The sequence below is a fragment of the Pseudomonas sp. S49 genome, from assembly GCF_009866785.1.
GTDB lineage: Bacteria > Pseudomonadota > Gammaproteobacteria > Pseudomonadales > Pseudomonadaceae > Aquipseudomonas.
The window spans coordinates 6,616,879-6,641,475 of record NZ_CP019432.1; the positions used below are offsets into that span (position 1 = coordinate 6,616,879).

The window sequence follows — 24,597 nt, forward strand, 5'->3', positions numbered from 1 at the left end:
AGCGCGGTCACTGTGGGAGCGAGCCTGCTCGCGAAGGGTGCGACTCGGTCTACAGCGGAAGATGCCCCAAGGGCAAAGCCCCCGGCGTCTTCACCGTATGAATCGCAAAGTTGCTGCGAATATCGCTCACCCCGGGCAACTTCAACAGACAACCGCTGAGAAAGCGGTCATACGCACGCAAGTCCGGCACCACCACTTGCAGCAGAAAATCCGACTCTCCTGACACCAGAAACGCAGAAATCACTTCCGGCAATGCGGTGACAGCTTTGTAGAAAGCCTCGGCCTGCTCGTCGTTATGACGCTCGACCTTGACCCCGACAAACACCGTCAACCCCAGCCCGACCTCATCGCGATCGAGATTGGCCTGATAGCCACGGATCACCCCGGCCTCTTCCAGCATCCGCACCCGGCGTAGACACGGCGAGGCCGACAGGCCGATTTCGTCCGCCAGTTCGACATTGCTCAGGCGTCCATTGCGTTGCAGGGCCGCGAGAATCTTGCGATCAAAGGCGTCGAGTTTCATGTTTGGCAGATCCTGATAGTCGTTACGGTGAAAACCAGCAGGTTATGCTAAAGCAGCAGGCTTTTGAAGCGGACTACGCAAGCACCTGCCCCACCTTTCGGCCCTAGACTTGGCTCACCGAATCGACAACGAAAGGGGTGTAGCGTGGCGAGTCTCTGGCTGTTTTTCCTGGCATTGGCGGTGGTCTATCTGTTGCCCGGCCCGGACATGATCCTGCTGCTGCAAACCGGTGCCCGCCAGGGGCGCGGTGCGGCGCTGGCCACTGCCATCGGCCTGGGCGTTGCCCGTGGTTGTCACGTGGCCTTGGCGGCGTTGGGGCTGGCGGCGCTGTTCAAAGCCGCGCCGTGGACATTCGAGGCGGTGCGATTGGCGGGGGCGGCGTATCTGTTGTGGATCGGCATTCAATGCCTGCGCAGCACCCTGCTGCCGAACCTGAATGCTGGCGAGCCTGGCAATTCCCACGGGCAATGGCGCGACGCCGTCCGACGCGGTTTGCTGACCAACCTGCTCAACCCAAAAGCACTGTTGTTCTGTTCGGTGCTGCTGCCGCAATTCATCGTCAACGACGGCGCGCCGGTGTTAAGCCAGTTTGCCGTGCTTGGCATGCTGCTGGTTGGCGTCGGCCTGCTGTTCGACAGCGCCTACGCCCTCACCGGCGCCGCGCTGGGCCGTTGGCTACAACACAGTCCAACGGCCCAACGTGTACAACAATGGCTGTTTGGCAGCCTGCTGATCGGTTTCGCCGTGCGCCTGACCTTCGTCCAGCAGGCTTAGCCTTTGCGGGCCTTGCGCTGGCGACGACTGATCAACAGCAACGCAGCGCCCGCGACCAGCACAACCGCGCCGATCTGCACCGGCCACTTGTACGGCCGCAACGACGAGCGCACAGCATCGGTTACCTGAGTGACGTAACGCTTGTCGGCGTTTTCGAAATCCGGGTACGGGCACTGATTGCCGAAGTCCACCGCCCACGGTACGAACGGGCCTTCCTTTATATAGCGCTGATACAGCGCGCTCTGATCTTCCAGGCTGCTGTTCCAGCCAGCGGCGTTGCACAGCACAGCAGCAAACGCCTGACTGGTGTGCGGCAGGTTGTCAGCAGCGCGCCCGGCCAGCTCGGTGGCGACGAAACGGTAGTGATAGCGCTGATCCGGTTTCGCTTCGCTAGCGGTCTGACGCTGCACTTCGGCTTCGCTGACCAGCGGGCCGACTTTCAACTCAACACTTTCCAGGCTGTAGTTGCCACCGAACGTGGCGTAGTCCGGCGCCATCTCGTAACCGAGAATATCCATGCCCCACTCGCGGGCTGTCCACGCCGCGTTGTACAAGGCACTGGCGCGTTTGGTCGGCCACCACGCGGCATCGGCCTTCAGCCGTTGTTCGCCGTAGAGTCGGGCCTTGTTTTGCAGGTCGAGATTGTCGAAATAAGCCACCGCGTCGGCGTAATGCCCTTCGCGCAACAAGCGTCGACCAAGCAGATTGCGCAGGCTGGCGGCGACCGGCAGCGGCACGTAGTTGTCACGCTCCTGCTGGGTCAACGCCGGCGGCGCCGGGACGTTGTCGTCGACGTATTTTTTCAGTTCTTCGACCGTCAGCACGCGTTCGGCCACGGTCGCAGCGTCGAACCAATAGGTGCTGTTGCTGCGATACAACTGCACGAAGGCTTGCAGGTATTCGCCGCGCTGCAAGGCGAGAATCGCGCTTTCGCCCTCGACCCGGCACTTCGGCTGAACGGCTTCATACGCCCAGTCCGGCGTGCGCCGGTAACCCCAGTCTTCACTCTGCGGGAAGGCCTGCGCGGCTTTCGAATAGGCGGCGGCCGCGGCATTTTTATCGCCGTCACGCACCGCCAGTTTCGCCCGTAGCCACCACGCCAATCCACCGTCGCCGGCGTTCTCGAGAAAAGCCTTGGCCCCAGCGTAATCACCCTGTTGATAACTCATCGCCGCCAGACGATCCGCGTTTTCCAGACTGCCACGGGTGCTGTTTTGCAGCAGCTTGACCAGTTTCTTCTCGTTCGGCGGCTCGTCGCCGAACGACCAGCCCTGGCGGCTGACCAGCGAGGCCGTCACCAATTGCTGCACGGATTTGTGCTGGAGCAACTCAGCCAGTTCGGCCTCGGGCAACTCCGCCAGTTCGTTCATCAATTGCTTGAGCGAGGTGTAACCCACCGCTGAGCCATGCAGATTCTGCGCTTCATACAATTCAATCGCGCCGTTCCAGTCGCCGGCGGCGCGCACAACACGCGCCTCTTCGCCAAGACTGGCAACACCCAGTTCCAGCGGATCGCTGAAACCATCGATGCTCAGTTGCCGGGCCTGCCGGAACGCATCACGCGATCGCTCCAGCGCGACGACCTTATCCCCGGCCTCGCTGCTCATGGCGAACAATGTACGCCCGAGAGAATACGCCGCCCACGTACTGCGCAACGGACGCTGATCCGCCGGCAGCGCCAGCAGCTTGTTGAAATAATCGACAGCGAGTTGATGCTCGCCGGTAGCAAACGCCACCGCGCCGGCCACGTACAAACGGATTTCCGCCGGCAGGCTGGCGCCCTGCACCTCGACCTGACGTGCATCGGTCAGCTCGCGCAATTGCTTGACCAGTACTTGCTGCTCGGCACTCAGGCCAGCCTGCTCGGCTTTTCCGCGCGCCTCGGCGGCCGCGTTTTCCTCGCCGTACAGGTCGTTGGGATTGTGCGTTGCAGCGGTGACGTTCTTCAGCCCGGCAATGGTTTTGCCGAGGCGACTGAGTTCGAAGTTGAAGTTGCCCTCAGGCAGATCCGCCAGGGTTTGCCCGCGATTGTCGAGCAGGCGCATCGGGAAGTCCGGCCCGCAAGCCAGCGCCGAGCCCAGCGGCAGGCAGAGGCTCAGGCAGAGCAGATGGCGGGGCCAGTTACGGGTCAACATGCGAACCTCCTTGATCAATATTTGCGCAACGCGCCCAACCGATGACGCGTTGTCCACCCGCCGGCAAGCGACCGTCGCGCAGGCGGGTGAAGGTAAGCAGATCCGGGCTCTGTTGCAACGAGTAACCGGCGAGCGCATCGGCACCTTCACAGCTTTGCGCCTTCAGCGTGATTTGCGCCGGCCAGGCACTGTCGAGATTGCCCGGGTTGTCGAGTTTGATGTCGTAGAGACCGTTGTGTTCGCTGAACGTCACGCCGAGCCGACTGACGAGTTGATCGCCACGGGCGACCGCGCGCAGGGTGGTCAGGCTCCAGGCGCGGCGATCATTGGCCAGCGGCAGACGAAACCAGATCAGACCGGCCAGATGCGCCGGCGGGCTCTCGCGCAAGGCCTTGCCGAGTTGGCTCAACTGCTGCGGATCGGCGAGCAGCTCCCGGCGCTCACCGCCCCGCTCTATTTGCACTTCGCTCTCCACCACCGGCGCCCCGCCGTCATCCGGCAACAGCGCGACACCGTAAGCCGGCAGCGCGAGATAAAAAGGTTTATCGGTGATTCGCGCCCAGGCCTTGGCCCACTTCAACGCCTGATCAGGATCGAACAATCCCCGACGCGGATCGCTGACGGCGTGGACTTGCAGCACACTGCTGTCGACGGTTTGCAGGAGGGTCGGCAATTGCGCACTGTCGAGCCAGGCCGGCAGTGCGGTGATGCTCAGCGGGAGATCTTTCGGCAATGCCGAGCGCAGGTGTTTGAGGAATTCAGCGTAGACCGGCAAGCGTGCGTTACCGGCGTCGTGATCGATCTCGACGCCGCTCAGCGTCAGGCCTTGCGCCTGCCACTCGGCGAGTACCTGAAGAATCTGCGTAGTGACTTGATCCTGATCCAGCGACTTGAGCTGGCCGTCGAGACGAATCACCGCGATCAACGGGCGGCCATCGGCTTTCAATAACGGCGCATCGATCCGGGCGCGACTCCATCCTGCGTTTGGAAAGGCCTGCAGCGCGAGGACGCGCAGTGTCGAGAAGTCATCGTGGCTGCCACGCAGCGCCAGCGCATGGGCCGGCGTCCATTGGCGTTGCCAGATGTAGAGTTGTTGGTCGAGGGGTGGCGCGTCGTGCTGCTCGCAACCCGACAGCAACACGCCCAAAAACAGACCGACAATAAACCGCATACCTTCCAACCCCAGACCACACAAGGCTGCAAGGTTACACAAAACCTTGTGGGAGCGAGCCTGCTCGCGAAGGCATTGTGTCATTCAACCACGATGTCGACTGACACGGCCTCTTCGCGAGCAGGCTCGCTCCCACAAAGGAAAGTGCTCAGGGTTTACGGGCAATGATGACCTGGCTCTTCGCGACAACGGCATCCAGCGCCTGTTTGATCTGCGCCCCACGCGGCGAGTCGAGCACCGCTTGCCAGGTGTCGGCCCAGTGATTGAGCAGCGGATGATCCGGGTTGCTGAATTCGACCTTGGCCTCCCAGAACAGCAGCATCCACATCGACCAGTAAAATCCGTACTGGCTGTGGCTGATGATCTCCAGCCCTGCCTCGCTGACCATCGCCTTGAATTGCTCTTCGCTGATGATGCGAATGTGGTTGGGCTTCTGGAAATACTCGGCGGCGGCGATGTCTTTTTGCAGGTCTTCGGAACTTGGGTGCGGCACGCTCAACAGGTACAGCGCGCCCGGCTTACCGACACGTACCAGTTCAGCGAGAAACTGCGCCGGGTCGTCGACATGCTCGATGACTTCGGTGGAAACCACGCGCGTCGCCGTGGCGTCGGCGATCGGCAATGGGTTGCAGTCGGTGACGTGGCATTCAACGTCCCGTGCTGGCGTGTCACTCAGACGCTGGCGGGTCGCTTCGACTTTGCCTGCGTCGATATCGGCAATGATGATTTTCGCTCCGCGCATGCCGCAAAAATGCACGTTGCCGCCATCGCCGCAGCCGACGTCGAGCAGCGTGTCATCGGCAGTCACCGGGAAGCCTTTGAACAACTCGCCGGTTTCCTGATTGAACCAGCCACTGAGCATCGCATCGTGCAGGCCGAGCATGTACGGATCGGTCTTCCCGGCAGCTGCGACTGGCAGCTCCGGGGCCGGTGCAGGCGTGCCCGCCGTGAGTTTCTTCAAAAGGCTCAGCATGAGGTGGCTCCAGGAGATGGGACGACGGTTCGGGACGTGCCGAGGTGTTTGCTGTTCATGCTTCACGGGCCTCCATGACAGCCAGGCGTTGCTCGAACAACTGCGCGAGGAACACCTGCAGACGCTGTTCAGCCACGGCCTGACTGCAGAAGCCTTGCAGGCTGTTGACCGCTTGCGCCGACATCTGTGCATAACGTGCTGGCTGGTTTTTCGCCACCTCGTAACTGGCTTTATAGGCCTCGCACAACGACGCCCAGTTGGTCACATAACGCAGCGTGCGGAAGGCCCGGCGCGGGTCGTGTGGCCAGGCGGTGAGTTCATCGGTGGACTCGATCAGGAAGGCGTTGTCGGCGCTCAGGTAATCGATCATCGCCGTGGTGCGCGGCGCCACCGCCGGTTTGCCGCAGGACATGAACTCCATCAGCGGCAAGCACTGACCTTCACCATATGAGGTGTTGACCACGTAACGGGTGGCCTGCACCAGCCGCTCGTAATCAGGGTCGGCGAGGTAGCCGTAGATCAGCACGATGCGGCAGCGATAGGACTGGTTTTTGTACAAGTGATGCAGGATATCGCCGAGCGCTTCTTCGGCGTCGTGATGAGTCAGTTTGAGCACCAGCGTGGCATCTTCGACGTCGCGAAAACTCACGCAAAAAGCGCTGAGCATGTCTTCCCAGTTCTTGCGTCCGTCACCGGGATTGAACACTGACGTGTACACCACGCCGTCAAGCAACAACGCCTGCTCGGTAATCGGCGCGGCAAAATCAATCCCTTCGCCATTGCGCAAATGCGCCGGGCCGAACGCATTCAGATCGAGGGTTCGACTGTCCGCCACCAGGCCTTTGATCGTCAGGCGCAGCGGCTCAGTCGCTACTTGCCCCTGCAATTGCGCGCCGCGTGCAGCAAAGCGATCCCACACCGGCGCCGGTACCGCGACGATCGGATAATCCTCCGTCATCGCCTCGCGCACGGCGTTGACCGTGTAACTGGAATGGGTGATCGCCGCGCCACAGGCTGCCAGCACGGTGCGCCAGTCGTTGCGCGGTTCACCGGCAAACGGCTCGTTGGGAATGGTGCTGAATTCCCAGGCAAATACCGGCAACGTCGGACACGCCAAATGCACCGGAGTGCGGTGCGGCGGCGAGAACGACAGAAACACACAGGGCTCGCCACGGCTCAGGCATTCCCGGTACAGCGTATCGACTTCGGCTTGGGGATCGAGCACTTCCACCACCCGCCCGAGCCGTTCGAGCACCGGACGATATTCCTTGAGCACGAAGTAATAGCTGTACTCCGAACGCCCGAGATTCTGCGCAATGGTGTGCTGGTTGGTTTCCGAATGAATGATGATCAGCATGAGGCGTTATCCGTCACGGGCGTGGCATCGGCAGACATGGGCGTCAGCGCGAAAAAGTCCGCCATGCGTTTTTGCACCGGCGCGAACGCGCAGTAATCGTGCATGCGCTCGACGGCAGCCACCGACATCCGCTGATAGTCCTGTGGCCGGGCCTTGGCCATCTGATAGCTGTTTTCGTAGGCGCTCTTCAGCGAGCCCCAGTCCGGGCGGTAACGCAACGTGCGGTAGATGATCCGCGTGTCCTGCGGCCAGATCGTCAGCTCTTCGCTGGACTTGACCACGAACGCCACTGCGTCATCGATGTAATCTTCCATCGCCGTGTGATCGGGAGCGATCACCGGTTTGCCACTGGACATGAACTCCATCAGCGGCAGGCACAGCCCTTCGCAGCGCGAGGCATTCACATAGAAACTCGCCGCCTGATAGAGCCTGGCGTACTGCGCGTCGTCGAGGTAACCGTGCATCACCACCACCCGACAAGCGAACGGCGTGAGCTGCGCGAGCAAGGTCATCAACTCGCTGTAGTAGGAGGCCAGATCGTTCTGGGTAATCTTCAACACCAGCGTCGCGTCGGACGTTTCACGAAACGCCCAACAGAACGCGGTAATCAGTTGGTGCCAGTTCTTGCGACCATCCTTGGGGTTGAACACCGTGACGTAAACCACGCCGTCGACCGTGGTCTCGACCGCTGAGGTAGTGTCCGGCAAATCCAGTGGCACGGGTTCCACAACAGGCACCGGCAGCGCGCCACACACCGCCGGCAGGCGTTGTTCGAGCCAGCCGTGCAGCGTGTCCGGCACCAGGTCGCGAATGCCTTCCCAGTACCAGTTGTAGAGAAATTTCACCCGTGGCACCGGCTCGACCTGCTCGTGCCCGAGATTCAGCGCCCACAGCCGCAGGTAATGCCGGGCAATGACGAAGCGGCGTTTGAGGGTCAGCGGTGGCGGGCGCGCGGCTTCGATTGCAGCGGCCAGCGCGGCTTCCTCTTCCGGCGTTATCGGCGTCGGGATCAGTGCGTCGGCGCAGAGGCCGAGAGTGCGAGTATCGAAAATGCAGCCCTTGATCGCCAGCGATGTGCCCGGATTCACCGGTGTACTCAGCGTCTGCTGACGAATCGTTGCGAAGTTTTCCCACAGCGGTGTTGGCAATACCAACACCGGAAAGTTTTCGCCCATGGCACGACGAATTGCCCGGGCGGTGTGGCTCGACAGCGTGATAACGCGGCCCTGACGGGCAAGCATCTGCGTCCAGTCCTGACGCGGGTCGTTGTCCCACTGCTCATCAGGAATCGAATCGAACTCCCAGGCCACCACGCACATCGTCGGGCACTCCAGGTCGACCGGGGTTTTCTGCGGCGGGGTGAATGACAGGAACAGGCTGTCTTCGCCGGCGACGAGCAACTGTCGATAGAGCGTATCGACATCGGCGGGAGAGGCCACCACGTGCACGCGTCCAAGACTTTCCAGCACCGGGCGATAGGCCTTGAGTACAAAGTAATAGCTGTATTCGGGGCGCCCGAGACTCTGGCTGATGGAACTGTCGTTGACGTCCGAGTAAAGAATGAAATTCATGGCATCCCACGATGAAGGCGCCATCCCGGCACCTTCATGCTATGACGGCCGTGCGTTGGATCGAGTCGGCATGGCCGGCCCTCGTCCTTCGTCATCGGGTGCGTCTTCGTTCTTGTTTTAGTGGTCGGTTTCACCCTGCGTCGCGGTTCCCGAATCAAAGCCCGGGATTTGGCGACGAGGGGCATTCTAAACACATCCGTCGAGGATTCGTGAACCGCCCGGCGAGAATAAATCCGCTACGCTGACGAGAACTGACCAGTCACGGTATGGCCAGTTGAAATTGCTCGGCAATTGGCACAGATTGGCAGCAAATAACTACAACAACGTTTTCGCCTGTCGTCTTAGCGGTTTTTTTCCGACCGGTCTGACAGACCCTTCTCTAGAGCCTGTAGGAAGTGCCGCGAAAACCAAGACCAAGGGGTCGCTGTTTGAAAAAGCGTCTGTTCGTCACGGGTCTCAGTGGATTCGTTGGACAACATATTCAGTCACGTTTGGCCTCGCCTGACTCTGCGTGGGAACTGCTGCCTGCAGCTTCACGTTACGACCTGACGGCTCCAGACAACCTTGTCGACCTGTGGCCGCAAATGCCTGACGCGGTCATTCATCTGGCCGGCCAGACGTTCGTCCCCGAAGCTTTCCGCGACCCGGCACGTACCCTCGACATCAATCTGCTCGGCACCCTCAATCTGTTGCAGGCTCTCAAGACCCGTGGTTTTCAGGGCACGTTCCTGTACGTCAGCTCCGGCGACGTTTACGGCCAGGTCAGCGAAAGCGATCTGCCGATCACCGAACAACAAGCGCCCTGCCCGCGCAATCCGTATGCGGTGAGCAAACTCTCGGCCGAGTTTCTCAGCCTGCAATGGGGTTTGAGTGAGGACTGGCCGGTGCTCGTCGCGCGGCCGTTCAACCACATCGGCACAGGACAGAAAGAAAGTTTCGTCATCGCCAGTGCCGCCCGCCAGATCAATCGCATCAAACAGGGCCTGCAAGCCCCGCAACTGGAAGTCGGCGACATCGACGTCACGCGGGATTTCCTCGATGTCGGCGATGTGATTTCGGCCTATTTCGCGCTGCTGGAGAAAGGTGTACCAGGACAGGTTTACAACATCTGCTCAGGGCGCGAGCAGAGCATCCGCAGTCTGATTGAACAACTGGCCGATCTGGCCGAAGTGCCAGTGCAACTGGTTCAAGATCCGGCTCGCATGCGCCGCGCCGACCAGCGCCGCGTTTGCGGCAGTCACACCAAGCTGACCCGGACCACCGGATGGACGCCTGAAATCACTACACAACAATCCCTGCGGGCGATCCTGTCCGACTGGGAGAAGCGAGTAAAACAAGAATGACTAAAAGTGCACTGATCACAGGGATTACTGGCCAGGACGGCGCCTATCTGGCCAGACTGTTGCTCGACAAGGGCTACAAGGTTCATGGCCTGGTGGCACGACGCAGCAGCGATTCGCGCTGGCGCCTGCGCGAGATGGGTGTCGAAGCCGACATCGTTTATCTCGATGGCGACATGGCCGATGCCTGCTCGGTGCAGCGTGCGGTCATCAAGTCGGCGCCGGACGAGGTGTATAACCTCGCCGCGCAAAGCTTTGTCGCCGCCTCGTGGGATCAACCGGTGACCACCGGCATCGTCGACGGCCTGGGCGTTACCCATCTGCTCGAAGCGATCCGTCAATTCAGCCCGCACACCCGCTTCTATCAGGCTTCGACCAGTGAGATGTTCGGCCTTATCCAGGCTGAGCAGCAGGACGAAAACACACCGTTCTACCCACGCAGCCCTTACGGCGTGGCCAAGCTGTACGGCCACTGGATCACCGTCAACTACCGCGAAAGTTTCAACCTGCACGCCAGCAGCGGCATTCTTTTCAACCATGAATCGCCACTGCGCGGCATCGAGTTCGTGACCCGCAAGGTCACCGACGCCGCTGCACGCATCAAGCAGGGCAAACAGCAGGAGCTGGCCCTGGGCAACATTGACGCCAAGCGTGACTGGGGTTTTGCCGGTGATTACGTCGAAGCCATGTGGCTGATGCTGCAACAAGACAAGCCTGACGATTTTGTGGTCGCCACCGGCGTCACCACCACCGTACGGGAAATGTGCCGCATCGCCTTCGATCACGTCAGCCTCAACTACCGCGATTACGTGAAGATCGACCCGGCCTTCTTCCGCCCGGCCGAAGTCGAAGTGCTGCTCGGCAATCCGGCCAAGGCTCAGCGCGTACTGGGCTGGAAGCCGAAAACCGACCTGGATACCTTGATCCGCATGATGATGGATGCGGACATGAAACGCGTCGCCAAGGAGTAGGCCATGCTGATCCCCGTGATTCTGTCCGGCGGTGCCGGCACCCGTTTGTGGCCGGTGTCCCGCGAGGGCCATCCCAAGCCGTTCATGACCCTGCCCGACGGCCAGTCGCTGCTCGGCAAGACCTATCAGCGCGCGGCGGCTTTGCTCGACGGCTGGGGCGACATCGTCACGGTGACCAATCGCGAGTACTACTTCCAGAGCAAGGATCACTATTGCGCCGCCCACGTATCGCGTCATCGCGGGCACTTCCTGCTCGAGCCGAGCGGGCGCAACACCGCGCCGGCCATCGCTGCAGCGGCGTTGTCGCTGCAAGCGTTGCACGGTGACGACGCGATCATGGTGGTGATGCCCGCCGACCATTTGATCGTCAATCAGGACGCACTGAAAACCGCGGTCGAGCACGCAGTCCATCTGGCCAGGGACGGTTATCTGGTGACCTTCGGCGTGATCCCGACCGCACCGGAAACCGGCTTCGGCTACATCGAGACCGGGGCGCCGCTGGACGCCAAAGGCGCGGCGAAAGTGCAGCGCTTCGTCGAGAAGCCCGACCTGCAAACTGCCACGCATTATCTGGAGAGCGGCAACTTCCTGTGGAATTCGGGAATGTTCTGCTTCACCACCGCGACCTTGATTGCTGAACTGCAATCGCACGCGCCCGAGTTGCTGGAGCAGACCCGCGCCTGCATGGACGTCAGCGCGCCGATTGAAACGGTCGGCTGCCTGCAACAGGAACTGTCGCCGGCACTGTTCGCGGAAATCACTGACATCTCGATCGACTACGCGCTGATGGAGCGCTCGGAAAAAGTCGTCGTGGTTCCCGCCGGATTCGACTGGAGCGACATTGGTTCGTGGGGTGCCGTCGCGGCATTGGTCCCGGCCGATGCCGACAACAACCGCGCCAGCGGCGAAGCCATCTTCATCGACAGCCACAACAACTTCGTGCAGAGCGAAGGCCGACTGATAGCGACGGTGGGTGTGGATAACCTGATCGTGGTCGACACCGCCGACGCGGTGCTGGTGGCCCACGCCGACCGTGCGCAGGACGTGCGGCGCGTGGCCAAGCAGCTCAAGGACAAATCCCACGAAGCCTATCGGCTGCATCGTACCGTCAGTCGACCGTGGGGCACCTACACCGTTCTGGAGGAAGGCCCGCGCTTCAAGATCAAGCGCATCGTGGTCAAACCCGGTGGCAAGCTGTCCCTGCAAATGCACCATCACCGCAACGAACACTGGGTGGTTGTCGAAGGCATGGCCAAGGTCACCAACAACGGCTCCGGCACGACGCTGGTGGCCAAGAACGAATCAACCTTTATCGCCGCCGGCCACAAGCATCGTCTGGAAAACCCTGGGGTGATCGATCTGGTGATCATCGAAGTGCAAAGCGGCGAATACCTGGGAGAGGACGACATCGTCCGCTTCGAAGACCAATACGGCAGGACGGTTTAAATGCTGCTTTCCCTGTACCGCTCGTTGCATGGCTACCGGGGTTTCATCCTCGGCAGCGTGCAGCGAGAGTTTCAAGCGCGATACCGCAATTCGCTGTTCGGCGCCTTGTGGCCGATTTTCAATCCGCTGTCGATGATCATTGTTTACACCGTGATCTTTTCCCACATCATGCGCGCCCGTTTGCCGGGTGTGGATGACAGCATGGCCTACAGTGTCTACCTCTGCGCCGGGTTGCTGGCGTGGGGGCTGTTTTCCGAAATCACCTTGCGCAGCCAGAACATGTTTCTGGAAAACGCCAACCTGCTGAAGAAAATCAGCTTCCCGCGGATCTGCCTGCCGGTCATCGTCCTGTGCAATGCCGGGATCAACTTCGCGATCATCATCAGTCTGTTTCTCGGCTTTCTGCTGATCACCGGGCGCTGGCCGGGCATGGCGCTGCTGGCGCTGATTCCATTGATCGCCCTGCAAATGATGTTCTGCGCCGGGTTGGGCATGGTGCTCGGCGTATTGAACGTGTTCTTCCGCGATGTCGGCCAGCTCTTCGGCATCTGCCTGCAATTCTGGTTCTGGCTGACGCCGATCGTTTACCCGATCACGATCCTGCCGGAATGGGTGCAGCGCCTGTTGCAACTCAATCCGCTGACCAACCTGTTCAGCAGTTATCAGAACCTGTTTCTCTACGGACAGTGGCCGGTCTGGAGCTCGCTGCTGCCGATCTTCGTCACGGGGGTGCTGTTTTGTCTGATCGGTCTACGGCTGTTTCGCCAGCGCGTTGGCGAAATGGTGGATGAACTCTAATGGGGCATATTCGCGTCACCGGCCTGAGCAAGGCCTACAAACAATATCCCAACCGCTGGAGCCGACTGGCTGAGTGGCTGATTCCGTTTTCGCCGATCCGCCACCACCAGCACTGGGTGCTGCAGGACGTCGAATTCGAAATCGCCCCCGGTGAAGCGGTGGGCATCGTCGGTGCCAACGGCGCGGGCAAAAGCACTTTGCTGAAAATGATCACCGGCACCACCCAACCCACCACCGGCAAGATCGAACTGCAAGGCCGCGTGGCCGCGCTGCTGGAGCTGGGCATGGGTTTCCACCCGGATTTCACCGGTCGCCAGAACGCAATCATGGCCGGTCAGTTGCTGGGCATGCAGCTCGAAGAAATCGAAGCACTGATGCCCGACATCGAGCATTTCGCCGAGATCGGCGACGCCATCGACCATCCGGTGCGAACCTATTCCAGCGGCATGCAGATGCGCTTGGCGTTCAGCGTTGCCACGGCGCGGCGCCCGGACATCCTTATCGTCGACGAGGCACTGTCGGTGGGCGACGCCTACTTCCAGCACAAAAGCTTCGAACGCATCCGCAGCTTCCGCAAATCCGGCACCACGCTGCTGATCGTGTCCCACGACCGCTCGGCGATTCAGTCGATCTGCGACTCGGCCATCCTGCTCAAGGACGGCCGCATGGCCATGTACGGCAAACCGGAACCGGTGCTCGACTACTACAACGCGCTGATGGCCGAACGCGAAGGCCAGATCGTCCGTCAGGAAATGCTCGCTGGCGGCGAAGTGCAAACGATATCAGGCACCGGCGAAGCGGCGATTCTCGGCGTGCGCCTGCTCGATGAAAACGATCGCAGCATCGACGCCGCCGAAGTCGGCCAACCGGTGGTGCTCGAAGTTCAGGTCGAGGTGCGCAAGGACATCGAACGGCTGGTGCTGGGCTTTATCCTCAAGGATCGGCTGGGTCAGATGATGTACGGCATCAACACCCATCGCCTCGACAAGGCATTGACCGACCTGCACGCCGGCGAACGCTTCACCTACCGCTTCTCGTTCATCATGGGTTTGGGCAAAGGCAATTATTCAGTGTCGCTGAGCCTGTCGCGTCTGGACTCGCACCTCGATCGCAATTTCGAATGGCACGACTACGGGTTGGTATTCCACGTGATCAACAACCGTCAGGAAGATTTCGTTGGCTGCTCATGGCTCGGCGCCAAGACCACCATCACTCGCGACACCGAGGCCCGGCACGCAGAGCGTGCGCCATGACCCGCTTGCTGGTCGAATGCACCCATGTGTTCAAACACCCGGCCATCAATTCGGGTATTCAGCGTGTGGTGCGCAACGTCATCAAGCAACTGCCCGCCAGCGCCGCAGGTGTGGAGTGCATGCCGGTGGTGGTACTCAATGGCGAGCTTTATCGCGTGTTGCAACTGGCACCGTTCGATACGCCTTTTTTCAACACGCTTGAAACCTTCGGCGGACGACTGGAACGCCTCGCTCATCGCTTCTGGCAGTGGCATCAGCGACGTGATGCGCAACTCAACTCAAAACTGGCGCGACGGGTTTTATATGTCGGCTACCGACTGACGATCTTCGCAGCCTTCGGCCTGCCGATCCGCCTGATCCGGCGGATCAATCGCAGGCAACTGCTCAAACGTTGCTCACCGCTGCAACACCAGCCGGGCGATCAACTGGTGCTACTGGATTCGTCATGGCACTCGGATCTTTTCGCCCACGTCGAACGGCTCAAACGTGACGGCGTCGGTATGATCGCGGTGATCTACGACCTGATCCCGCTGACTCACCCACAGTTTTACGACACACGTCTGGTCGAGGTTTTCAGTGAGTGGTTCGACTGGATCACCCGCACAGCGGATGGCTACATGGCGATTTCCGCCACGGTGCGCGATCAGGTGCGTGAAGAGTTGCGCCAGCGAATCGGTGTCGAGCAAACCCATCAACGCTGGTTCGATTTCTTTCACTTGGGTTCCGAACTGGATCTGCACAACGACGTGGCAATGGTCGAACCGCGCCTGAAGCAACTGTTCACTACCTCTGAGCCGGTCTACCTGATGGTCAGCACCATCGAGCCGCGCAAAAACCACGCCTATCTGCTTGATGCCTTCGAGCACGCCTGGGCCGCTGGCTCAACCGCACGGCTGTGCATCGCCGGGCGGGTCGGCTGGAAATGCGACGCCCTGCTCGCCCGGGTGCGCAATCATCCCGAGTTGAACCAGCGCCTGTTCATGTTCAACGACCTCAGCGACACCAGCCTGGAACACGCTTACGCCCACGCCAGTGCGTTGGTGTTCCCTTCGTTCGTCGAAGGGTTTGGCTTGCCGCTGGTGGAGGCCATGCAGCGTGGCTTGCCGGCGATGGGCAGTGATATTGCGGTGTTCCGCGAAATTGGCGGCGAGTTCATGGCCTACTTCGATCTGCAGGATCCGCAAAGCCTCGCCCGGTTGATTATCGGATTTCAGCGCAACGGCCAGTTCCCCGCAGCTCGCGATGTTGCCGATTGGCAGTGGATCGGCTGGCGGGAAGCGAGCCTGCAACTGGTCGAACGCAGTGCGCGTAACGTTCTGGGAGCGCCAACGGCGCCAGCGAGTCAGCATGCGCATTGCTCTTAACGCGCGCATTCTGCAGGCACCGCGCACCGGCATCGGCCAATACGTCGCTGAACTGGTCAACGCCTTGCGCAATGAACCCGACGTGGACGTGACGTTGTTCCACGGCTGGGGCTGGAGTTCGGCACTGCCGGAAGCGGCCATGCCCGGTTACTCACGATTGACGCCACTGCTGCGGCAAATCCCCGGCGCCTATCAGGCGCGCCGCTGGCTGGAGCAGAAACGCTTCGATCAGGGCCGCGCGCAAGGTATCGACCTCTATCACGAGCCGAGCCTGTGGCCACTGGCCTTCGATGGCCCGACGGTGATCACCCTGCACGACCTGACTCACCTGCATTTCCCTGAGACCCAACCACCGGCACGGCTCAAGGAGATCGAGCGCCGACTGGCCGCCGGTGTCCAACAGGCGCAGGTGATTCTCACCGATTCACAGGCGATTGCCGACGAAGCCCAGGATTATTTCGGCCTGCCAGCCGAACGTTTTGTGGTGGCCACGCTGGGGGTTGCCGAGCGCTTTCATCCGCGCGAGGCCAGCGCCATTGACGCGGTGCTCAAGGCGCATGCGGTGGAGTCGCGGGAGTATTTCCTTTGTGTCGGCACGCTGGAGCCACGCAAGAACCTTGGCCTCGCCCTGCGCGCCCATGCCCTGTTACCGGAGGCAGTGCGTCAGCGTTTTCCATTGCTGATTGTCGGCATGGCCGGGTGGCAGCGCGAACAGTTCAGCGAACCGTTGCGCCAGGCGCTGGCCAGCGGGCATGTGTGCCTGCTCGGTTATCTGCTCGATGAACAGGTCGCCCAATTGCTGGCCGGCGCCCGGGCGCTGATTTTTCCATCACTGTATGAAGGTTTCGGTCTGCCGGTACTGGAGGCCATGGCCAGTGGCACACCGGTGGTGCTCACGCGTTCTTCGGCGATGCCGGAAGTCGCCGGTGCAGCGGGCAACTATATTGAAGCTGACGATGCAGAAGGCCTGCGTGATGCGCTGAGCCGACTGATCGACGATCAAGCGCATTGGCAGGCATGCCGAGAAGCCGGGTTGCAGCAGTCACGGCTTTTTTCCTGGAAGCGTTGTGCACAGGCCACGGCCGGTGCCTACCGCCAGGCCATGGGAGGTTGAATGCGAGTTCTTCATTTTTTCAAGACGTACCTGCCTGACTCGGTCGGCGGCATTGAGCAAGTGATTTTCCAGCTCTGCGAAAGCGGCGCCCAGCACGGTATCGACGGCCAGGTGCTGACGCTCAGTGCTGACCCGACACCGCCCGTGGTGCAATTGGGCCAGCACGAAGTGCACCGGGCCAAACTCGACATCCAGTTCGCCTCCACCGGTTTTTCCTGGAGCGTGTTCAAACAGTTTCGCGAACTGTCGGCCGAAGCTGACGTGGTCAATTACCACTTCCCGTGGCCGTTCATGGACCTCGTGCATTTCGCCAGCGCGATGAACAAGCCGAGCGTGGTGACCTATCACTCGGACATCATTCGCCAGAAGCACCTGCTCAAACTCTACCGACCGTTGATGAATCGTTTTCTCGCCAGCGCCGACCGCATCGTTGCCGCGTCACCCAACTATCTGCACACCAGCGATGTGTTACAGCAGTTCCAGGACAAGACCCGGGTAATTCCTTACGGTTTGAACAAGTCGGGTTATCCACAGCCGGAAACCGAGCGCATGAACCGCTGGCGCCAACAGCTTGGGGATAAGTTTTTTCTGTTTGTCGGCGTGATGCGTTATTACAAGGGCCTGCACATTCTGCTTGAGGCCCTGAAAGACGTGGACTATCCCGTGGTCATTGTCGGTGCCGGGCCACTGGAGCTGGAGCTGCACGCGCAGGCGCAGGCGCTGGGCCTGCGCAACATTCACTTCCTCGGACGTCTGGGTGACGAAGACAAGGTCGCGCTGCTGCAACTGAGCTACGCGATTGTTTTCCCGTCACACCTGCGTTCGGAAGCATTCGGCATTTCCTTGCTGGAAGGCGCGATGTACGGCAAGCCGATGATCTCCAGTGAGATCGGCACTGGCACCAGTTACATCAATATCCACAACGAGACGGGATTGGTCGTGCCGCCGAGTCATCCACAGGCGTTTCGCGAGGCGATGCGCACGCTGTGGGAGGATCCGGTGCGCGCTGCAGCGATGGGGGTCAAAGCTGAAGCGCGTTATCGGCAGTTATTCACAGCCGACGACATGGGCCGCAAATGGACGGCGTTGTATCAGGAATTGCTGGAAGAAAAGAACCTGTCCTACGCCTGATTTCAGGCTGAAACATATACCCAAATGTGCGAGCGAGCCTGCTCGCGATGGCGGTGGATCAGCGACAATGATGTCGACTGACCTGACGCTTTCGCGAGCAGGCTCGCTCCCACAGGGTGTTGTGGTGTTTTCAGTTACAGGTCAAGGATCAGCGGTTGCGGGCTTTGTGCCGGGACCGCGCAGCAGATCAGCACGTGACCCGCTTCCGGAACGTCTGCCGGCACCTGTGGATAATTCACTGCACCGCTGACCAGCCGGGTCTTGCAGGTACCGCAAGAACCTCCCCGGCAACTGAATTCCGGACGTAACCCGCGACTTTCCGCCAGTTCCAGCAAACTCCCGCCATCCGGCTGCCAACGCGCCTCTTTCGCCGAACGCTCGAACACCACCGGCACCGATGTGGTCGCAGCGGGCGGTTGTTCGATGACGATCGCGTCCGGATCAGCCTGACGTTTCAGCGTCGACGGGCCGAAGGTTTCCGCATGAATCTGCGCATCGCGCACGTCCAGTTCGCGCAGGGTGTCGTACAAGCCTTGAGTAAAACCGCCGGGGCCGCAGAGGACAAAGTCGAGCTGATCGAAATCATCGGCATCCAGCACGTTTCTCAGCACTTGCGCGTCGATACGCCCCGACAGATCGAAATCCTCACCTTCGTGCAGTTCAGCTTCCGGCTGGCTGAGCAAACGCAGAACTCGTACCGAATCGCCTGCCGTTTCGAGCAACCGATCCAGCTCCTGGCGAAACGGTTGATCGGCCAAGCTGCGTGAACTCTGCAACAACAGCGTCGGACGAATCCTTCGCGTCCGTAGGCCTTGGTACACCACCTCGCGCAGCATCGACAGCAAAGGCGTGACTCCTACACCGGCCGCCAACAACACCAAAGGGCGGTGCTCCAACGGCTTCACGGTGAAATGCCCCTGCGGCGCCCGCGCTTCCAGCACATCGCCGACATTAATTTGCTCATGCAGATGCGATGAAATCAGGCCCTCGCGCTTGACGCTAATGCGGTAGAACCCATCCGACGGCGCACTCGAAAGGCTGTAAGTGCGGATGTGCACCTCGCCATCGAGAGTGAAACGCAGCGGCAGATGCTGACCGGCAAGAAACACCGGCAAACCGGCACCGTCGGCGGGCTCCAGATAGATCGAGCGAATGTGCTGACTCTCCGCTTCGATCTTCGCCACCCGCAGTGGCCGCCATTGATTGCCCAGCGCCTGCGCCTGTAAACGTGCGTCCGCCTCGGCCCAGTTACCGGTCAACAGACTGGTCGGCGACATGCCGTCGAAGCGCCAGCGCAAGGCCAATGCCGCCGGGCGCCGCACCAGTTTTTCCACATCAAATGTCCACAGGCGTTCAGCACCTTGAAACGCCTCAATCTGCGGGCCTTCAAGAATGATCTCGGTACGCCCGCTGAGTTGCAGCACGTCGCCTGTGGAAAAGTCGATGAACAACAGACCAGCCTTGGGGTTGAGCAGCAAATTGCCGAGGGTGTTGAAGTGCAGATTGCCGGCGAAATCGGGGATGGTCAGACGATTGCCCTCCACCCGCACGAACCCGGCCTGGCCGCCACGATGAGAAACATCCACTGCCCGCTGGCCGTCGACATCCACATAACTGGCGACGAAAAAAGTATCGGCGCATTCGATCAGCGCGATGGCCGCATCATCGAGGCCTTTCAGATGCTCAGCCGGACGCGTCTGCGGATCCGTCAACGGCACACGCTGAAACTGGCGCAGTTGAATGTACTGCGGGCAGTTGCCGAAGGCTTGATCCACGCTCACATCAAAACCATGAGCGCTCAGATTGCCGACATGACCATTGAGGCGATTGCGCCGGCGGGTGTGCAACTCGATGCCGAGCAAGCCGATCGGTTCGCCGTTACGCAGTTGCGCCGGGTCATCGGCAGCAGGCTGGCTGGCGAAATGCAGATGCCCGGGATCCGGCGAATAGGCAAACCCCGGCGCGCCTTCGAGCACACTGGCCCACGGGCGCCCATCTGCATCAACGGCGCCGTACAACATGAAGGGTAATTGCTGATAGAACTCACGGTGCTGGTCCGGCATCCAGGTGCGAATCACCTTACGCCCGAAGGCTTCCATGCGTTCGGCAACCCCGACTCTCGCTTGCAACTGTTGCTCGCCAGCGTGCCACGGTGAACGTTCCATCATGACCTCTCCTCTGCACCCTCGGCACAGCGTGGATTGTGAGAATCAGACTGCGGTTTGCAGACCGGCAACCGTGCGTGGCATGCCGACGAAACCGGGCAAGGCTTCAACCCGGGCCAGCCAGGCGCGGACGTTGGCGTAATCATCCAGCGACACGTTGCCTTCCGGCGCATGGGCGATGTAACTGTAGGCCGACACGTCGGCAATGGTCGGTTCGGCGCCGGCCAGATACGCCGTTTTACCTAACTCGGCGTCCATTACCTTGAGCAGGTTGTGCGCACGAGTAATGGCTTCTTCAGCATTCAGTTGTGCGCCAAACACCGTGACCAGTCGCGCCGCAGCGGGTCCGAACGCAATCGGCCCGGCGGCCGCCGACAGCCAGCGCTGCACCCGCGCCGCACCCACCGGGTCAGCGGGCAGCCAACGACCATTGCCGTATTTCTGCGCCAGATACACCAGAATTGCGTTGGAATCGGCCAGCACCACGCCGTCGTCATCGATTGCCGGCACCTGCCCGAAGCTGTTGATCGCCAGATACGCCGGCTGCTTATGCTCACCTTTGGCCAGATCGACAAAGATCAGCTCGGTCGGCAATTGCAGCAGGGACAACATCAGCTCGACACGGTGGGCGTGGCCGGAACGTGGAAAGTTGTAGAGTTTGATCGCTTGCATGGTCGACTCCGCTGAACAGGGGCGCCGCTGCGGGGATGAGCGCGCCGATGGAGGTCATCTTGCGCTGATCGCGAAAACAACAGAATCACCAGCAAACGCAATCGATTATTTCACTTCGTGCAATAACGCTGCATTTTTCAACGCTGGATGTTCGCGCAAAGCCTCTGCCGTGAAATCGACAAAACTGCGGATCCGCGCTGGAGCCTTGCGCCCCCCCTGATACACGACATGGATCGGCAGCGGCGGCAGTTCGAATTCCGCGAGGACGATTTCCAGTGTGCCGGCGGCAACCTGGCTCGCCACTTGATAGGACAACACTCGAGTCAAACCCAAGCCCATGCAAGTCGCTGTAATCGCAGCCTGATTGGCGGTAACGATCAGACGCGGCTCAGGACGCACGCTGAGCGGTTCGCCCCCGACGAGAAACGGCCAACTGCGTTGCTGACCAATCGCTGAAGTCGCCACCACCGGCGCTCCCGCCAGAGCGTGGGGATGAACCGGTCGACCATACCTGGCAAAGTAGGCTGGCGAGCCGCAGATGACCCGACGCACCTCACCCACCCGAATCGCATGCTGACTGCTGTCCGGCAGATCACCGATGCGCACCGCCACATCGATGCCCTCCTCGACCATATTGACGATCCGATCGACCAGCACGGCGTTAATCGTGACATCCGGATATTGCGCGAGATAACTCGCCATCACCGGCGTCACAAACAAATCACCGAACAACACCGGCGCCGTCACCGTCAGTTGTCCACGCGGCTCGGCATGACTGCCCGCCGCCGAATCCTCGGCTTCCTGCACTTCGGCGAGAATCCGCCGACAGTCTTCCAGATAACGCTGCCCCGCTTCGCTCAAATGCACACTGCGCGTGGTGCGAATCAGCAACTGCGTACCGATCCGCAACTCCAGCGCCGCGATCGCCCGCGTCACGCTCGCCGCAGAGAGACCCAGACGCCGCGCGGCCGCAGAGAAGCCTTGCTCTTGCGCGACAGTGGTGAAGATGTGCATTTCCTGGAAGCGGTCCATGGTGCCTCTCGAGTCAGATACAAAAATCGCAGCCGAAGCTGCGATTTTTTGTGCGTAGGTCAGCTGTGGATAACTTATTCCACCGTCACCGACTTCGCCAAATTACGCGGCTGATCGACGTCCGTGCCCTTGAGCACCGCAACGTAGTACGACAGCAGCTGCAGCGGAACCGTGTAGAGGATCGGCGAGAGGATGTCGTGGATATGTGGCATCTGCACCACGTGGGTGCCTTCGCCGTTGCTCATCCCGGCTTTCTCGTCGGCGAACACGATCAGTTCGCCACCACGGGCGCGGACTTCCTGCAGGTTGGATTTGAGCTTTTCCAGCAGTTCGTTGTTTGGCGCCACGGTGACCACGGGCATGTCGTTATCCACAAGTGCCAGAGGGCCGTGCTTCAGCTCGCCGGCCGGGTAGGCTTCGGCGTGAATATAAGAGATTTCCTTGAGTTTCAGCGCACCTTCCATTGCCACCGGGAATTGCGCGCCACGACCGAGGAACAGGGTGTGGTTCTTCTCGGCGAACAGCTCGGCGATTTTTTCCACGGTGCTGTCCATGGCCAGTGCTTCACCGAGACGGGTTGGCAGGCGACGCAGTTCTTCGACCAGACGGGCTTCAACGCCATTGGCCAACGTGCCGCGAACCTGACCCAGCGACAGGGTCAGCAACAGCAGACCGACCAATTGCGTGGTAAAGGCTTTGGTCGAGGCGACGCCGATTTCGCGGCCGGCCTGGGTCAGCAGGGTCAGGTCGGATTCGCGCACCAGCGAGCTGATGCCAACGTTGCAGATGGCCAGGCTGGCGAGGAAGCCCAGCTCCTTGGCATTGCGCAGCGCCGCAAGGGTGTCGGCGGTTTCGCCGGACTGCGAGATGGTCACGAACAAGGTGTCCGGCTGCACCACCACTTTGCGGTAGCGGAATTCGCTGGCGACTTCGACCTGGCACGGAATGCCGGCCAGTTCTTCAAGCCAGTAACGCGCGACCATACCCGCGTGATAGCTGGTGCCGCAGGCGACGATCTGTACGTTGCGCACTTTGGCGAACAACTCGGCCGCTTGTCGGCCGAACGCTTGAACCAGCACTTGATCGTTGCTCAGGCGACCTTCGAGGGTGCGCTGCACAACGGCTGGTTGCTCGTGGATTTCCTTGAGCATGTAGTGGCGGTATTCACCTTTGTCGGCGGCTTCGGCACCGTCGCTGTACTGCACGGTCTGGCGCTCGACGACGTTGCCGTTGATGTCCCAGATCTGCACGTTATCGCGGCGAATTTCGGCGATATCGCCTTCTTCCAGGTACATGAAGCGGTCAGTGACCTGACGCAGCGCCAACTGATCGGAGGCGAGGAAGTTCTCGCCCAGACCCAGCCCAATCACCAACGGACTGCCACTGCGCGCGGCAACCAGACGATCCGGCTGCTTGGCATTGATCACTGCCAGACCATAAGCACCGTGCAATTCCTTGACCGTCGCCTTGAGAGCGACGCTCAGGTCAGGCTGATCCTTGAGCTTGTGGTTGAGCAGATGGGCGATAACTTCGGTATCGGTGTCCGAAGTAAACACGTAACCCAGCGCTTTCAGTTGATCACGCAGGGCTTCGTGGTTTTCGATGATGCCGTTGTGCACCACCGCGATGTCGCCGGAGAAATGCGGGTGGGCGTTGCGTTCGCAGGGTGCGCCGTGGGTTGCCCAGCGGGTGTGGGCAATGCCCAGACGGCCGACCAACGGGTGTTCGGCCAGCGCCGCTTCGAGTTCGCTGACTTTACCCGGGCGACGCATGCGCTCGAGGGTTTCGTCGTTGGTGAAGACCGCGACACCGGCGCTGTCGTAGCCGCGGTATTCAAGGCGCTTGAGACCTTCGAGCAGGATGGCGGTGATATTACGTTCAGCAACTGCGCCGACAATTCCACACATGCTTATTTCTCCTGACTGACAGCCGCGCAAATCACGGTGATACCGCGGGCCTGAATCTGATCGCGTGCCTCGCTAGGCAGGCGATCATCGGTAATTAGGGTATGGACGCTGCTCCATGGCAGCTCCAGATTGGGAATCTTGCGACCGATCTTGTCGGCCTCGACCATGACGATGACTTCCCGCGCCACTTCAGCCATGACCCGGCTCAAACCGAGCAGCTCATTGAAGGTGGTGGTGCCACGCACCAGATCGATGCCATCGGCGCCGATGAATAACTGGTCGAAGTCGTAAGAGCGTAGTACTTGCTCGGCAACCTGGCCCTGAAAGGATTCCGAATGCGGATCCCAGGTGCCACCGGTCATCAACAGCACCGGTTCGTGCTCAAGTTCGCTCAAGGCGTTGGCGACGTGCAGGGAGTTGGTCATCACCACCAGGCCTGGCTGTTGGCCAAGTTCCGGGATCATTGCAGCGGTGGTACTGCCGCTGTCGATGATGATCCGCGCGTGTTCGCGGATGCGTTTCACCGCCGCGCGGGCAATCGCCTGTTTGTATTTGGAAACGCTCTGCGCAGTTTCCGCGACCAGTTCCTGCGGCATGGTGATCGCCCCACCGTAGCGGCGCAGCAACAGACCATGAGTTTCCAGCGCGGCGAGATCCTTGCGAATCGTAACTTCGGAGGTTTCGAAGCGCTTGGCCAGTTCATCCACACTGACTTCGCCCTGCTCGTTGAGCAAGGCGAGGATGTTGTGGCGGCGTTGCGGCGTGTTGCGTTTCGACATGGCGACTTAAGTTTCGATTCGAAAGATAATGGAAGCAATCAAAACCTATCGGCTCTAAATCGTCAAGCTGTCGTCCAAAAAAAAACGCAACCCTCAACAGTCCCCATAGGAGCTGCCGAAG

The 24,597-nt window shown here is 60.6% G+C and carries 20 protein-coding genes; 9 read left to right on the forward strand and 11 right to left on the reverse strand.

Annotated features, from left to right (window positions below; genetic code table 11):
* Nucleotides 1–49: 49 nt before the first annotated feature.
* Nucleotides 50–523, reverse strand: coding sequence for an Lrp/AsnC family transcriptional regulator (locus PspS49_RS29440; RefSeq protein WP_064116528.1), 474 nt, complete (start codon nt 521–523; stop codon nt 50–52).
* A 144-nt stretch (nt 524–667) separates the two neighbouring features.
* Between PspS49_RS29440 and PspS49_RS29445 the strand changes: the two genes are divergently transcribed.
* Complete coding sequence (locus PspS49_RS29445; protein WP_127930316.1) at nt 668–1,297, forward strand: LysE family translocator; 630 nt, start codon at nt 668–670, stop codon at nt 1,295–1,297.
* Here the strand turns inward: PspS49_RS29445 and PspS49_RS29450 are convergent.
* The 5 genes from PspS49_RS29450 to PspS49_RS29470 form a co-directional block, all read right to left on the reverse strand.
* On the reverse strand, nt 1,294–3,432 hold the full coding sequence (locus PspS49_RS29450) for a hypothetical protein (protein WP_160042419.1): 2,139 nt from the start codon (nt 3,430–3,432) through the stop codon (nt 1,294–1,296). The two genes, PspS49_RS29445 and PspS49_RS29450, sit on opposite strands and share 4 nt — an antisense overlap.
* Nucleotides 3,419–4,603 (reverse strand): DUF3142 domain-containing protein, encoded by a 1,185-nt coding sequence (locus PspS49_RS29455; protein WP_160042420.1) that lies wholly within the window; start codon nt 4,601–4,603, stop codon nt 3,419–3,421. Before PspS49_RS29455 ends, PspS49_RS29450 begins: the two co-directional genes overlap by 14 nt.
* Before the next feature lie 148 nt (nt 4,604–4,751).
* A complete protein-coding gene (locus PspS49_RS29460) occupies nt 4,752–5,576 on the reverse strand; it encodes a class I SAM-dependent methyltransferase (protein WP_160042422.1) in 825 nt (274 codons plus the stop codon).
* Between the two features lie 55 nt (nt 5,577–5,631).
* Nucleotides 5,632–6,933 (reverse strand): glycosyltransferase, encoded by a 1,302-nt coding sequence (locus PspS49_RS29465; RefSeq protein ID WP_160042424.1) that lies wholly within the window; start codon nt 6,931–6,933, stop codon nt 5,632–5,634.
* Nucleotides 6,927–8,504 (reverse strand): glycosyltransferase, encoded by a 1,578-nt coding sequence (locus PspS49_RS29470; RefSeq protein WP_238786310.1) that lies wholly within the window; start codon nt 8,502–8,504, stop codon nt 6,927–6,929. The genes PspS49_RS29465 and PspS49_RS29470 overlap by 7 nt, the downstream gene beginning before the upstream one ends.
* A gap of 428 nt (nt 8,505–8,932) precedes the next feature.
* On the opposite strand from PspS49_RS29470, the gene PspS49_RS29475 reads away from it, so the two are divergent.
* From PspS49_RS29475 to PspS49_RS29510, 8 genes are read left to right on the forward strand one after another with little or no spacing between them, the layout of a single operon-like run.
* On the forward strand, nt 8,933–9,847 hold the full coding sequence (locus PspS49_RS29475; RefSeq protein ID WP_150774632.1) for a GDP-mannose 4,6-dehydratase: 915 nt from the start codon (nt 8,933–8,935) through the stop codon (nt 9,845–9,847).
* Complete coding sequence (gene gmd, locus PspS49_RS29480) at nt 9,844–10,815, forward strand: GDP-mannose 4,6-dehydratase (protein ID WP_160042428.1); 972 nt, start codon at nt 9,844–9,846, stop codon at nt 10,813–10,815. The genes PspS49_RS29475 and gmd overlap by 4 nt, the downstream gene beginning before the upstream one ends.
* Nucleotides 10,816–10,818: 3 nt before the next feature.
* A complete protein-coding gene (locus tag PspS49_RS29485; protein WP_150749908.1) occupies nt 10,819–12,261 on the forward strand; it encodes a mannose-1-phosphate guanylyltransferase/mannose-6-phosphate isomerase in 1,443 nt (480 codons plus the stop codon).
* Nucleotides 12,262–13,059, forward strand: a complete 798-nt coding sequence (locus tag PspS49_RS29490) for an ABC transporter permease (protein ID WP_093429564.1) — start codon at nt 12,262–12,264, stop codon at nt 13,057–13,059.
* Nucleotides 13,059–14,312, forward strand: coding sequence for an ABC transporter ATP-binding protein (locus PspS49_RS29495; RefSeq protein ID WP_160042430.1), 1,254 nt, complete (start codon nt 13,059–13,061; stop codon nt 14,310–14,312). Before PspS49_RS29490 ends, PspS49_RS29495 begins: the two co-directional genes overlap by 1 nt.
* Nucleotides 14,309–15,676 (forward strand): glycosyltransferase family 1 protein, encoded by a 1,368-nt coding sequence (locus PspS49_RS29500; RefSeq protein WP_127930326.1) that lies wholly within the window; start codon nt 14,309–14,311, stop codon nt 15,674–15,676. Before PspS49_RS29495 ends, PspS49_RS29500 begins: the two co-directional genes overlap by 4 nt.
* Nucleotides 15,660–16,790, forward strand: coding sequence for a glycosyltransferase family 1 protein (locus PspS49_RS29505; RefSeq protein WP_160042431.1), 1,131 nt, complete (start codon nt 15,660–15,662; stop codon nt 16,788–16,790). The genes PspS49_RS29500 and PspS49_RS29505 overlap by 17 nt, the downstream gene beginning before the upstream one ends.
* Nucleotides 16,791–17,921, forward strand: a complete 1,131-nt coding sequence (locus tag PspS49_RS29510; RefSeq protein WP_160042432.1) for a glycosyltransferase family 4 protein — start codon at nt 16,791–16,793, stop codon at nt 17,919–17,921.
* A gap of 134 nt (nt 17,922–18,055) precedes the next feature.
* On the opposite strand, the gene PspS49_RS29515 is transcribed toward PspS49_RS29510, so the two are convergent.
* From PspS49_RS29515 to PspS49_RS29535, 5 genes are all read right to left on the reverse strand, one after another.
* Nucleotides 18,056–20,086 (reverse strand): pyridoxamine 5'-phosphate oxidase family protein, encoded by a 2,031-nt coding sequence (locus tag PspS49_RS29515; RefSeq protein ID WP_160042598.1) that lies wholly within the window; start codon nt 20,084–20,086, stop codon nt 18,056–18,058.
* Nucleotides 20,087–20,131: 45 nt separating this feature from the next.
* Nucleotides 20,132–20,758 (reverse strand): glutathione S-transferase, encoded by a 627-nt coding sequence (locus PspS49_RS29520; protein ID WP_160042433.1) that lies wholly within the window; start codon nt 20,756–20,758, stop codon nt 20,132–20,134.
* Nucleotides 20,759–20,863: 105 nt separating this feature from the next.
* Nucleotides 20,864–21,790 (reverse strand): LysR family transcriptional regulator, encoded by a 927-nt coding sequence (locus tag PspS49_RS29525; RefSeq protein WP_160042434.1) that lies wholly within the window; start codon nt 21,788–21,790, stop codon nt 20,864–20,866.
* A 74-nt stretch (nt 21,791–21,864) separates the two neighbouring features.
* A complete protein-coding gene (gene glmS / locus PspS49_RS29530; RefSeq protein ID WP_160042435.1) occupies nt 21,865–23,697 on the reverse strand; it encodes a glutamine--fructose-6-phosphate transaminase (isomerizing) in 1,833 nt (610 codons plus the stop codon).
* Between the two features lie 2 nt (nt 23,698–23,699).
* A complete protein-coding gene (locus tag PspS49_RS29535) occupies nt 23,700–24,476 on the reverse strand; it encodes a DeoR family transcriptional regulator (RefSeq protein WP_127930332.1) in 777 nt (258 codons plus the stop codon).
* Nucleotides 24,477–24,597 lie beyond the last annotated feature (121 nt).